Source organism: Vibrio sp. Y176 (assembly GCF_033438945.1).
In genome coordinates, this window is record NZ_JAWOQS010000015.1 from 18,096 (window position 1) to 30,699 (window position 12,604).

At 45.0% G+C, this 12,604-nt stretch carries 11 protein-coding genes; 2 read left to right on the forward strand and 9 right to left on the reverse strand.

Annotation, left to right across the window (positions count from 1 at the left end; all coding sequences use genetic code 11):
* Window positions 1-59: 59 nt before the first annotated feature.
* The 8 genes from R7O13_RS21995 to pilM form a co-directional block, all read right to left on the reverse strand.
* Window positions 60-1,571, reverse strand: coding sequence for an SPOR domain-containing protein (locus R7O13_RS21995; protein ID WP_213973551.1), 1,512 nt, complete (start codon window positions 1,569-1,571; stop codon window positions 60-62).
* A gap of 52 nt (window positions 1,572-1,623) precedes the next feature.
* Window positions 1,624-2,724, reverse strand: coding sequence for a 3-dehydroquinate synthase (aroB, locus tag R7O13_RS22000; protein WP_005382764.1), 1,101 nt, complete (start codon window positions 2,722-2,724; stop codon window positions 1,624-1,626).
* A 32-nt stretch (window positions 2,725-2,756) separates the two neighbouring features.
* Window positions 2,757-3,275: a shikimate kinase AroK gene (gene aroK, locus R7O13_RS22005; protein WP_005381319.1), complete on the reverse strand. Its 519-nt coding sequence runs from the start codon at window positions 3,273-3,275 to the stop codon at window positions 2,757-2,759.
* A 187-nt stretch (window positions 3,276-3,462) separates the two neighbouring features.
* The gene (locus tag R7O13_RS22010; RefSeq protein ID WP_005382765.1) at window positions 3,463-5,208 is read right to left on the reverse strand and encodes a type IV pilus secretin PilQ; all 1,746 of its coding nucleotides are present in this window, start codon (window positions 5,206-5,208) and stop codon (window positions 3,463-3,465) included.
* Between the two features lie 25 nt (window positions 5,209-5,233).
* Window positions 5,234-5,749, reverse strand: a complete 516-nt coding sequence (locus R7O13_RS22015) for a pilus assembly protein PilP (RefSeq protein WP_005382766.1) — start codon at window positions 5,747-5,749, stop codon at window positions 5,234-5,236.
* Window positions 5,739-6,332, reverse strand: a complete 594-nt coding sequence (locus tag R7O13_RS22020) for a type 4a pilus biogenesis protein PilO (protein ID WP_064354357.1) — start codon at window positions 6,330-6,332, stop codon at window positions 5,739-5,741. The genes R7O13_RS22015 and R7O13_RS22020 overlap by 11 nt, the downstream gene beginning before the upstream one ends.
* Window positions 6,325-6,900 carry a PilN domain-containing protein gene (locus R7O13_RS22025; protein ID WP_005381323.1) on the reverse strand — a complete coding sequence of 192 codons (576 nt, stop codon included), beginning with the start codon at window positions 6,898-6,900 and terminating at the stop codon, window positions 6,325-6,327. The genes R7O13_RS22020 and R7O13_RS22025 overlap by 8 nt, the downstream gene beginning before the upstream one ends.
* Window positions 6,884-7,900: a type IV pilus biogenesis protein PilM gene (pilM, locus tag R7O13_RS22030; protein WP_017821733.1), complete on the reverse strand. Its 1,017-nt coding sequence runs from the start codon at window positions 7,898-7,900 to the stop codon at window positions 6,884-6,886. The genes R7O13_RS22025 and pilM overlap by 17 nt, the downstream gene beginning before the upstream one ends.
* 144 nt (window positions 7,901-8,044) lie before the next feature.
* Between pilM and R7O13_RS22035 the strand changes: the two genes are divergently transcribed.
* Entirely contained in the window at window positions 8,045-10,606 is a 2,562-nt protein-coding gene (locus R7O13_RS22035; protein WP_005381325.1) for a penicillin-binding protein 1A, read from the forward strand.
* Between the two features lie 52 nt (window positions 10,607-10,658).
* Here the strand turns inward: R7O13_RS22035 and oxyR are convergent, their stop codons facing one another.
* Window positions 10,659-11,570, reverse strand: a complete 912-nt coding sequence (gene oxyR, locus R7O13_RS22040; protein ID WP_005381326.1) for a DNA-binding transcriptional regulator OxyR — start codon at window positions 11,568-11,570, stop codon at window positions 10,659-10,661.
* A 169-nt stretch (window positions 11,571-11,739) separates the two neighbouring features.
* Here oxyR and R7O13_RS22045 point away from each other — a divergent pair, with 169 nt between their 5' ends.
* Window positions 11,740-12,468 carry a redoxin family protein gene (locus tag R7O13_RS22045; protein ID WP_005382781.1) on the forward strand — a complete coding sequence of 243 codons (729 nt, stop codon included), beginning with the start codon at window positions 11,740-11,742 and terminating at the stop codon, window positions 12,466-12,468.
* The last annotated feature ends 136 nt before the right edge of the window (window positions 12,469-12,604 follow it).

The window sequence follows — 12,604 nt, forward strand, 5'->3', positions numbered from 1 at the left end:
ATCTATCGACCAAAAATTAAGGCTGCGGAATGTAACATATTTTTCAGGGAAGCTCAGGTTTATTTCACTCGTTCAATTTCACGGTGAACCTGACGGAGTGATTTTGCCCAAGGACTCACCGACTTAACCGAATCTGGCAAGCTTGCGACGGCATCACGAGCCATTTGAATTGTCGGATAATCTTGATATGTGATGATATACCACTCGGTGTCATTACGAACGGTAGGATAAATTCGCACTTGATTATTCAGTTGATGCTCATTGAGAAAGGATTGTACATCTTCCATTGAGGTCATAGCTGCGAGTTGTAAAGTATAAGCTCTTGGCGATAGCGCTTTTAGTTCTTCACGAGCAAATGAAAATTTCACAACAGGTTGGTTTGCCTCACCCTCTTCTGACTGAGCAGGTGCTTGCGTCATATCTTGATTCGGTTTTACGACTTTAATCAAAGGGGAGCTAGTTTCATCGGCGGTTTCTGTCTTCTCAGTACCGACGACATCATCAATCGCTTTTGTGTCTGCTGAATCAGCTTTACCTTCAAGCAATGCATCGACCACATTCGACTCAATCACCACTCTTTGTTGATTGTCATCACTGCCTACGCTCGCTACTTCTTCTGTCACTGCTGGCGGTAATGAATCAGAATCATCAACCGCACCAGACTTATCAAGACTGCTAGAGCCATCGGTTACAGGTTGCAGTGAAGACTGCGCTGCACTGACTCCTGACTCTTCAAAAGTTGGAATAACCGTTTGCTCTAAACTGCCAGCAATTTGCTGCGCTTTATCATCAGGACTTGGTTGACTAAGCATCCACCAATAGCCACCAGCAGCAAGCAACAGTAAGACTAATACCACCAACGCAATATTCAGGGGTGAACCGACAATCGAGCGGATAATGATCCTTTTTTCCACTTTCATCTCTCCTAACGCCATAATGTCACCCGGTACTGGGTCGACTTTTTTAAATGCATCTCGAACCCGTTTCTCAGACTCATCATCGACGTAGCGCGCAACAAGTGACTCAAAGAAACGACGAGCTTCCACTTCGGACAACATATCAATATCAAGCTCAACAGGCTTTATCTCTTGTCCATAACTGAGACGTGCTAGCAAACCTTCTAAACGTCCAGACTGTGTAAACAGTAAGACATTGATGGTCCAATTTGGCTTATGGTGCGCCTCTAAGACCAGCATCCAAAGCTCAGAGATAAGTGTCTCACTCAATAAATGCGCATCATCGACAACAATTGCAATGTCACACGGCTCATCACCTAAAAGCCTTTCAAGGCTATCAAGTAAAGGCTCTTGCTGATTAAACAATGCGTCTGAAACCAGTTGACTCAAAATAAGGACGCGATGCTGCACATCGTCTTGATTAGAATGACAAAGTAACAAACATTGATTCTTGTTACTGGCACCCACTTCAAGGTATCGCTGCGCTAACCAAGATTTCCCGTACCCATCATGACCATTAATCGCAATGAGATTGGAACCAAAGTTAGTCAGTAGACCTAATCTATCAAGCAACTCGATTTGAGAATCTAATTCCAGTACGTGAGCAACACTCATCTAATAACCTTAATACACTACAAGAATGACGCCCAAAGGCGCCATTACAAGGTTAAATATCGCGACCGAAGTCTATTGCCTGTTTGAGTACGTCTTGTGTCGTATCAGCAATTACCTCGGCAGTGCCAATGCCTGTAGGCAAAACCAATCGTAATTGACCAGAGAGGACTTTCTTATCTCGCATCATGTGCTTGATGAAGTCATCGAAATTCATACTGTCTGGAGTATGCACAGGCAGTTTTGCACGACGCAAAATCGCAACAATACGCTCAAATTGCTCTTCCGAGATCAGACCACGTAGATGCGACGTTTTGGCCGCCATAACAGTGCCGGAAGATACCGCTTCACCATGCAGCCAATTGCCATAGCCAAGTTCCGCTTCAATCGCATGACCAAAGGTGTGACCTAAGTTAAGCAAAGCACGGATGCCCGACTCTTTCTCATCCTGAGCCACCACTTCCGCTTTTATTTCACAGCAACGTGCGATCGCATAAGTTAGTGCTTCTTCATCCAACGCATACAAGCGCTCAAGATTGTCTTCTAACCATACAAAAAAATCTGCATCGTAAATAATGCCGTACTTAATGACTTCGGCGATACCCGCAGCGAACTCACGTTCAGGCAACGTCGACAGGCAGTTGGTATCAATGATCACGGCTTTAGGTTGGTAAAACGCACCTATCATGTTCTTACCCAACGGATGGTTCACCGCGGTTTTTCCACCAACCGAAGAGTCCACTTGGGATAGTAATGTGGTCGGTATTTGAACAAAGTCGACCCCACGCTGGTAACAGGCAGACGCAAAACCCACAAGGTCGCCAATAACACCACCACCTAACGCGATGATCACAACATCACGAGCATAACTCCCTTCCAGTAAGAAGTTCATTACTTGATTAAATACATCCAAGTTTTTGTACTGTTCACCGTCAGGCAATTCTAACAAGGATGCACTACAACCGAGCTGCTCGAGTTGCTTTAAAATTTTGTCTGCATACAAAGGCGCCACTGTGACATTACTGATCACAACAACTTTTTGTTTTGCATTTTTGTTTGAGAGAACTTGAGAGAGGTACGCCGGGTCCTCAAATAACCCGGCGCCAATAGAGATTGGGTAGCTACGCTCAGCTAGGTTGACCGTAATCCGTTCCATCGGTTTGCTCCAATTAAAAAAAAGATAAAGACTTATCTCTCTTCTAGCATTTTTACGATCTGGTTGGCTACCACTTTTGCGCTTTGATCGTCAGTGCGAACAGTGTAATCCGCTACTTCTTCATATAAAGGATTACGTTCTTCAGCTAATTGCTCCAGTACTTCGCGAGGGTTATCCGTTTGAAGTAAAGGACGCTTCTTGTCGCGGTTTGTACGCGCAAGTTGCTTTTCAATCGTCGTTTCTAAGTAAACAACAACACCACGTGCCGAAAGACGATTGCGGTTTTCTTTGCTCTTAACAGAGCCACCGCCAGTCGCAAGCACGATGCCTTGCTCTTGTGTTAGGTCTTCAAGTACCGCTTCTTCACGCTTGCGGAAGCCTTCTTCACCTTCTACATCAAAAACCCAAGAGATGTCTGCACCAGTGCGTTCTTCGATCACTGTATCGGAGTCAACAAACTCCATATGCAGTTGCTGTGCTAGATGTCTACCAATTGTACTTTTGCCGGCGCCCATTGGGCCAACAAGGAAAATATTACGTTTCTCAGCCATGTTTAGCAGTAATTTACAACATTGATTCAATAAGATCGCCACAAGAAAACACAGCTAAACTGCTGTTCTACAAGGCTTGTGGCACCAGTTCCTCACAGATAATTCGTGATAAGACCCGAAATTATCCAAGCATGGTGCCACTATTGCAACTTTATTTTTGATTTAATCAGTTTTTCCCGAGACAGAACTACTGAATCACCACCTTAGGCGTGACGAAAATTAACAGCTCACTTTTGCCAACATTCTCATAACTTCGACGAAAAAGAGCACCTAATAGCGGCAGGTCGCCCAACAAAGGCACTTTGTCCACCGAGTTAGTAATGCTGTGCTGAAAAATACCACCAAGAACGACCGTTTCACCGTTATTCACTAACACTTGCGTCCCGATACGTTGAGTATCAATCGCAACAGCTTCACCAGTGCCTGTCTTCACGACTTGTCCAGGTCTATCTTGCGTGACACTTAAATCCAACACTAAGCGGTTATCCGGTGTGATTTGCGGGGTCACTTTCAAACTTAATACCGCCTTTTTGAACGTCACCGTCGTTGCACCACTTGATGATGACTCAAGATAAGGAATCTCTGTACCTTGTTCAATATAGGCAGGCTTCTTATTGGTAGTGATCAAACGTGGGCTCGAGATAATCTCAGCTTTAGACTCTTGTTGCAGAGCAGAAAGCTCAAGATCCAACAAGGTGTCTGAACCTAACTTTGCGACCTGAAAAGCAATGCTGGTCGCATTCGGGCTGGTTGCAGCTAAGTTTACATTTAGGAAGTCATCGATCCCTACTCCATCACCGTCACCACCGTCATCACCCCCTTCTCCATTATAGAGACCGATCGTGGCGAGGTTGTTCTCAATAGAACCGCCCACTGTATTACTGCCATTAATAGACGTAAAACCCCAACGAATCCCTAACTCGTCCATGTTACCTTCATTGATGGTCACAATACGCGCCTCAATTTGAACCTGTTTAACTGGAATATCCAAAGACTCAATAATTTCTCGAATCACCTCGATGTTTTCAGGTAACTCTCTAATCAATAACGAGTTAGTTCGCTCATCAATGGTCATACTGCCGCGCTCTGACAGCATGCTGATATTTCCTTCTCCATTGATCATCTCCGCAATGTCTGATGCTTTAGCAAAATTAACTTTGATGATTTCAGATGAAAGCTCTCCCATTTCTTCCGTAAGTTTTTGTTTTTCTAACTGCTGCTTCTCACGCAAGTCCAACTCATCAGTCGGAGCAACTAAAATCACGTTGCCATCAACACGCTTATCTAACCCCTTAACTTGCAAAATAATATCCAGCACTTGCTGCCAAGGGACACCATCAAGACGAAGCGTGAGGTTGCCTTCTACAGAGTCGGAGACAACCAAATTGAATTGGTTGTAATCAGCAATAAGCTGCAAGACGTTTCGCACAGGAATATCTTGGAAGTTAATCGAAATAAGCTTACCTTCTCTTTCTAAAATGCTTTTATCTGGGGCTTTCTCATTGGGTTTGATCTTCGCTACTTTGATTTCCAAAAAACGCCCCGTTAAACGGTAATCATGCATGTATTCTTCATTGATGTGCGCAACCAAGCGCGTCGTCGAGGTGTCGCGAAACACTTCTACGCTCTCAACCACAGTCGAAAAATCTTTCACGTCTAGGAGATACAATTGCTCGTCTTTTACTGAAGTGTTAAGCAAATCGATACTTAACCCTTCCTGTACACGCTTGATATCTACAATCGCGGCCGGTGACGCCAATTCGACGACAATCACGGCGTCTTTATCTTTATTAGTTCGAAAGTCGATACTTTTTAGGGCATTGGACGAAACTTCTTCAGCTGCCGCTAAAGGGGCTAAAAATACAAACAACCATAAGGAGAAGAGCCCAGTAAGTATCCTTGGTGTACGTGTTAATCCTTGTCTCATTTTCATTACTCAATATCAAAAATAAATGGGGCTATCTCAAAGCCAACTTAACTTTACGTTTTTGCCAACATCCTAAGCCGTCGGGCAACGTTTCATTAATCAACAAGTAGGAGTGGCTGACATGGGTCACTTTGCCATTATTGCGTCCGAGGTATTGACCCGGCTTAACTTTATAGACGGTGCCATTGGGAGCCTGAACAAGGCCAGAAACCGTGTTATCCATGCCCATGACACCTTTCAAACGTAATTGGCTTAATGGGAATTTTTCTAATTTACCAGTTCGCCTTCTTGAGGGCGGTTGCCAACAATCTTTTCTTGCAACTGGCTGAGTCGCGATAGTGGCTTCTTTGGGTAATTCAAAGGGTGCACGCTGTACTTCCGGTGCGTACGTGACTGCAACATACTTGTCTGCGGGCTTAAGCTTCTCGACCTCTCGACGCGCCTGTGTTTCCACTCCTCGAATAAAATCCGTCAATGATTCATCATTCGCCTGGCAGCCCATCAATAGAGAACCCATCAGTACCAGCAACAAAGACTTACTTGTCATTTTTCGTCTCCTCCGGCTTAAACTGATAGGTATTAGCACGCACCCGAAAGTGCAGGGTTTCGCTCTCTTGGCTGACACGTTGCCAAGTCACATCTTTAAACGTGATGATTCGAGGTAGCGTCGCTATCGCCTGAGAAAAATGGCCGATGTCATGAAAGTCGCCCGTTAACTCTATGTTTAAAGGGAGACGATAAAGGAAGTGCTCTGATTGTTTTTCGCCCCAGTCGATTCGGGTGAAAGTCAGCTTATTGTCGATGCCAAGCTCATTCACTGAAGCGAGCATTGTAGCCAGCTCTTTTTGCGCAGGCAGTTGCTGTAGTAATAACTCGTAACGAGTGGTAAGTTCATCCAATTGAGATTGAAGCTGAGGCAACGCTGCCACTTTGTTCGCTTTGATCTTCAATGCCACCTTGAGTGTCTGCTCCTGCTGGATCAAGTGATTCAACTGTTCGTCTTTCGGTTTAAGGTAAAACCAATAACCTAAGCCTTGAATCACCATGATCAGAAGCGCGATTACTATAATCTGGGGCAACAATGGCCACTCGGCCATTTCATCGATTTCGAGATCCTGCCAATCAACCACGTTGAGCCTCCAATTTCTTCTCCGTTACTTTGAACATGAAAGACACTTTGAATGTTTGAAACTCTTTCCCAAAACGGGCTTTGCCGTGAACGATGGAATGCATTTCTACGTCGTTCAACTTGGCCGAGCGCTCCATGTTGTCTAGCATCGTGGCAAGTTTTGGAGTGCTATCTGAGATCCCAGAGATCTCAATTTCCAGATCATTCATTTTGATCTTGTCGACATATACACCTTCAGGGATAACGGCAGGCATTAAGTTCATGAACTCGGTCGTTTTGTTTCGTCCGTTTTGTAAACCTTCAACGACCTTTAGACGTTCGAGGATTTTGCTGTGCTCTTGCTCTGCAATTTTCATTGCTTCAATACGCTGGTCGAGTTCGGCAATGTAGTGAGTGAGGTAATCGAGCCGCTCCTGTTGTTGATCTTGTTGGTACTCAAAAAACTTTCCAATACCCCACTGGATGCCAACAGCGACCAACATGCCTAATGCGACCAAACTGATGAAACGACGTCGGTGCTCTTCTCTTTGATTCTCTCGCCAAGGAAGTAAATTAATGCGATAAAGCACGGGCGCCTCCTAGCCAATGAATGCCACGAACGGCCAGTCCGGCTGCTGTTGAGAAATGCTGCCAATCCACAGCACGACGCTTACGCTTAGACACCTTCATCTCAAATAGCCCTAGCGGATTTAGCAATTCACACTCTAACGACAATTGTTGAGACAACTCCTCTGCGAGCATGGGAGTGGAGGCCCCTTCCCCTGATAACCAGATACCCTTGATGTTTTGTGAGCCATTGATTGAGGTATAGAGCTGCATCTGGCGCTTTACTCGCTCTATGATTTGACGGTTAAACAGCTCTGTTTTCTCCTGAGCATCATCGGACAGAAAATCGACTGGAGAAGCGCTGTTTGCTCCGCGTGTGCCGTAAGCAAACTCTTTGTGAAACAGTTCACCTTGTTCGGTAAACATGGTGAAGGAGCTCGATAAGGTGCCAATATCGAGTAAGCAGTATTTGTTTTTGTCAGGAAAGCGATCGGCGGTGAGCTTCCAGATATGACCAAGGCTTTGCGAATGCACGTCCACTAAAACAGGTTTTAGTCCGGACTTTTGTAATGCATCGACTCGGCCTTCTACCACATCTTTTCTTGTCGCAAACACTTGATAGCTATCACTGCCACTCTGCCCGCCCTCAGCGCGAAGACGAACGAAGTCTAAACTCAGCTCTTCGACAGGGAATGGCGATTGATGAGAAAAGGCTTGTATCACTGCAAACTCAACTTCACTCTCTTCAAGATTTTGTTCTATTTGCAGTTTCTTGCTAATTACCGAGTTATCAGGAACTGAGATCGCAACTTTTTTAGCACCAAAAGGCAGTTCTTTTTTTATCTGCTTGAGGGTCTTTACAATTTCTTGATGATTTATGGTGTTATTTTCAGCGACAATACCTTCCTTTAGTAATATTTCTTTGTAACCCAACAGAGCGTAATTGTTGCCTGTGGGTTTAAGTACTACGGCTTTGAGGCTGTTATGGCCTATATCGATGCCGGTAACGATTAGCTTATCCATCTCTTACTCTCGCTCCGAAATTTCTTCGTGCAAAGGTTGTTATTAGCATCCAAATAAGAGTTAATATCTCTTATGTGCTAAATTTTTGACCTAAGAGTACAAGGGTTTGCCGTTACACAGCCTCAACCAATCAGGGATTCTCCGGTGAAGTTCATAAAGCGTTTATTATTTTTAACATTGATTTGCATAATTCTTGGAGTCACCACAATATTTGGCTTCTATCAGTACGTGAAGCCTGAATTGCCAGATGTTGCAACTCTAAAAGACGTTGAATTACAAACACCTATGAAGGTGTTTAGTCAAGACGGGAAGCTGATCGCACAGTTCGGTGAAAAGCGTCGTATTCCTGTTACTTATGACGAAATTCCTCAAGACTTAATTCACGCGCTCATCGCAACCGAAGATAGTCGTTTCTATGAGCACCCTGGTATCGACCCTATCGGCATCACTCGTGCAGCGGTTGTTGTTGCGGTTTCAGGCTCGGCTAAACAGGGTGCAAGTACGATTACGCAACAGCTAGCTCGTAACTTCTTCTTATCTAATGAGAAGAAGATCATGCGTAAGATTAAAGAGATTTTTATTGCTATCCATATTGAGCAGCTTTTAAGTAAGCAAGAAATCATGGAGCTTTATGTCAATAAAATCTTCCTTGGTTACCGCTCATATGGCTTTGGTGCTGCCGCTCAAGTGTATTTTGGTAAGAGCCTTGATGAATTGACGTTAAGTGAGATTGCAACACTCGCTGGTATGCCAAAAGCGCCATCAACCATGAACCCAATTTACTCTCTTGAGCGCGCAACAAAACGCCGTAACGTTGTATTAATGCGAATGCTTGATGAGAAATACATTACACAAGAGCAGTATGACGAAGCACGCAATGAGCCTATTGTGGCGCGTTATCATAGCGCTGAGATTGAGCTTTCCGCACCTTACGTAGCAGAGTTGGCTCGTGCATGGGCAGTAAAAGAATACGGTGAAGAAGAAGCTTATACCTCTGGCTTGAATATCTACATGACTGTGGATTCTAAACTGCAAGATGCTGCAAATACGTCTGCGGTAAATAACCTCTTGTCATACGATGAACGTCATGGCTACCGTGGTGCAGAAAGTGTGCTTTGGAAAGAAGGGGAAGCGGCCTGGGACAATGAGCAAATAGAAAAGCACCTGAAGAAACAGCCAACTTATGGTGACCTTTACCCTGCGGTTGTGACGAAAGTCGATGATAAGACGGCACAAGTATGGGTTAAGAACCATGAAGAGCAAACCATCCCTTGGACTGGAATGCACTGGGCGCGTAAGTACATTACTGATAACCGCCAAGGCTCAACACCAAAGTCAGCGCATGATGTGCTAGCGACAGGTCAACAAGTTTGGGTTCGCGAAGTAAGTGAAACCGATGAAGATGACAACACAACACTGAGCTGGAAACTGAGCCAAGTGCCGACAGCAAACACCGCGTTTGTTGCGATGAACCCAGAAAATGGCGCGATATTGTCGCTGGTTGGTGGTTTCAACTTTGTTCACAGCAAGTTTAACCGTGCAACCATGTCAGTGCGTCAGGTTGGTTCAAGTATCAAGCCTTTCATCTACTCGGCAGCAATTGACAAAGGGCTGACTCTAGCCACTTTGATTAACGATGCGCCGATTAACAAGTGGGATGCAGGTTCTGGTTCAGCTTGGCGACCAAAAAACTCACCACCGACTTATGGTGGTCCAACGCGTCTTCGCCTCGGCTTAGCTCAATCAAAAAACGTCATGGCAGTGCGTACACTCCGTGAAGTTGGCCTCGAGGAGACACGTCAGTACCTTACTCGTTTCGGTTTTGATATTAACCAAGTACCACGCTCTGAGACCATCGCACTCGGAGCTGGCAGCTTAACACCAATGAAAGTGGCACAAGGTTACTCTGTGTTTGCGAACGGTGGTTATTACGTTGAACCATTCTATGTAGAACGCGTGGAAGATGCATTCGGTGAAGTACTGTTTAAAGCCAATCCAAAGAGTGTTTGTCATAAGGATTGCCCGCAAATGAGCGAGCAGCCAGAAAATCGCTACGCTGATGAATTTGGCGAACAAGACGTCGCAATTGACGGCCTTGCAACAGACAATGCCCTTGAAAATGATGAACCTCAATATGCACCGCAAGTTATCTCTGAACAGAATGCATTCTTAATGCGTGAGATGATGTACAGCAACATTTGGGGTGGCGGTAACTGGCGTGAAGGCACAGGTTGGAATGGTACAGGCTGGCGCGCGCAAAAACTTGGTCGTCGTGATATCGGGGGTAAAACGGGTACAACGAATGATTCCAAGGATGCTTGGTACAATGGCTATGGACCTGGTGTCGTTGCGATAGCTTGGGTTGGCTTTGATGATCACTCACGTGCACTTGGCCGCACCACTGTTAACAGCAACCTAGGGCAAGGCCAAATTTCTGGTGCCGAGTCGGGTGCGAAAACCGCAGAGCCTGCTTGGATTGACTTCATGCGTGTTGCGCTAGAAGGGACGCCGGAGCAAGGTAAAAATATTCCAGAGGATATTATTCGAGTTCGTATTGATCGCAACAGCGGTATGCTAACGCACAAGGTAGATAGCACATCAATGTTCGAATACTTTGAAAAAGGCACGGAGCCTACCGAATACGCTGGCGACCGTTTAGAAGATAGTATTTATTCTTCAGGTTCTGGCGCAGAAGAACTGTTCTAAATCACAAAAGCACAAGGGAGAGCATCAAGCTCTCCCTTTTTATTTCTGCTTTTTATGCTGCAGCATTCAATGATGGATAAGAAGCCAACACCTCTTTAATCTTCGCTGCTAAAGCTTCAAACCTAGCTCGTAATGGTGAGCCCGGACGGTATACGAGCACGATATTACGCGAGGGGGTTGGGTTAACAGCTGGTACGTAGCATACGCCATCTTTTTGCTTCTCATTAGGGATAGAAAGCTGAGGCAATAACGTAATCCCCGCACCGGCAGCAACCATGTTGCGTAACGTCTCCAAGCTGGTGGCTTTAAAACGCTCATCGTCTTTTGCACCAGCGGCAAAACAAAAACCTAACGCTTGATCTCGCAGACAGTGGCCGTCTCCCAACGCTAAAACGGTTTTACCATTCAGCTCCAACATATCAACATGGTCGAGAGAGGCCCACTCGTGGTCACATGGCACTGCGACACTTAATGGCTCTTGATACACTTCGATCTCTTTAAATGGCGCAGTTTCATCAACCGAAGCTAAAACTAAGCAATCTAGTTTGCCTTCTTCCAATTGACGCACTAATTGATGTGTTTGAGCTTCGTGCAGAAATAGTTCCAACTCAGGAAATGCTTCTTTTATCTGCGGCAGAATTTTGGGTAGTAGATAAGGCCCAACCGTCGGGATGAAACCAATATGCATCGGTCCAGTCATGGCTCCGCTTTGACCACTTGCCATATCTCTGAAGGTTTTCACTTCACTTAAGATGCGTTTAGCCTGCTCCACCAGCTGTAACCCTGAATCGGTAAACAAAACACGTCGGCTGCTTCGCTCTAAAAGCGTGGTCCCGAGTTCATCCTCTAGTTTACGAATTTGCCCACTCAATGTTGGCTGGCTAACAAAACATGCCTCTGCCGCTTTGCGAAAGTGCTTATGTTCCGCAAGTGCAACTAAGTACTCAAAATCTCGAATATTCATAATTCACGCTTCGCTTCTTTAACAATAGCTAATACCTATCAAAACCATAACACCAAACGATTAGAGCTATCAAAGGATTTTTACAATAATGGGCTCAACAAAACGAAACAGAGCGACGAAAAACGCTAAGCTCTATACGCATAATTTAAAATAGTTAAAGGAAATCATTATGTTTGTATCTAAAGAAGGTCAACAAGTCCCTCAAGTTACTTTTCCAGTTCGTCAAGGTGACTCTTGGGTGAATGTAACGACCGATGAGCTATTTAAAGGTAAGACCGTTATCGTATTTAGCTTACCGGGTGCATTTACTCCAACCTGTTCATCAAGCCATCTACCTCGTTACAACGAATTGTTCCCTGTATTTAAAGAGCACGGAGTGGATGAGATTATTTGTGTCTCGGTCAATGATACGTTCGTGATGAATGCATGGAAACAAGACCAAGAAGCAGAAAACATTACCTTCATCCCGGATGGTAATGGTGAATTCACCGATGGCATGGGTATGTTAGTGGATAAAAACGACATCGGCTTTGGCAAACGTTCATGGCGTTACAGCATGCTAGTAAAAGATGGCGTAGTGGAAAAAATGTTCATTGAGCCAAACGAACCAGGCGACCCATTCAAGGTGTCAGACGCAGATACGATGCTGAACTACATAGCGCCTGACTACAAAACGCAAGAATCCATCACGGTGTTCACTAAACCAGGCTGCCCTTTCTGTATGAAAGCGAAACAAAATCTGATTGACCACGGTCTTCAATATGAAGAAGTGATTCTGGGTAAAGACGCAACAACAGTTAGTCTACGAGCTATATCTGGTCGCACGACTGTTCCACAAGTCTTTATCGGTGGCAAGCACATCGGCGGTAGCGAAGAGCTAGAAGCGTATCTAGGCTAAGCTGTCCATAGCCTACACCCTCGGTCTCCGGTGCCTTTTGGCTCGGAGGCCAACCCTAAACCACTTCTTCTACTAGTCTAGATAAGTAGTTATCTGCCAATAAGGTGACTACTTATCCAGATTCAACTATCCAATT

Excerpts from the sequence above, each read along its gene's own strand:
- R7O13_RS22010 (WP_005382765.1), bottom strand. The coding sequence starts at position 5,208 with ATGAAAATGAGACAAGGATTAACACGTACACCAAGGATACTTACTGGG.
- R7O13_RS22045 (WP_005382781.1), top strand. The coding sequence starts at position 11,740 with ATGTTTGTATCTAAAGAAGGTCAACAAGTCCCTCAAGTTACTTTTCCA.
- aroB (WP_005382764.1), bottom strand. The coding sequence starts at position 2,724 with ATGGAACGGATTACGGTCAACCTAGCTGAGCGTAGCTACCCAATCTCT.
- aroK (WP_005381319.1), bottom strand. The coding sequence starts at position 3,275 with ATGGCTGAGAAACGTAATATTTTCCTTGTTGGCCCAATGGGCGCCGGC.
- oxyR (WP_005381326.1), bottom strand. The coding sequence starts at position 11,570 with ATGAATATTCGAGATTTTGAGTACTTAGTTGCACTTGCGGAACATAAG.
- R7O13_RS22015 (WP_005382766.1), bottom strand. The coding sequence starts at position 5,749 with ATGACAAGTAAGTCTTTGTTGCTGGTACTGATGGGTTCTCTATTGATG.
- R7O13_RS21995 (WP_213973551.1), bottom strand. The coding sequence starts at position 1,571 with ATGAGTGTTGCTCACGTACTGGAATTAGATTCTCAAATCGAGTTGCTT.
- pilM (WP_017821733.1), bottom strand. The coding sequence starts at position 7,900 with ATGGATAAGCTAATCGTTACCGGCATCGATATAGGCCATAACAGCCTC.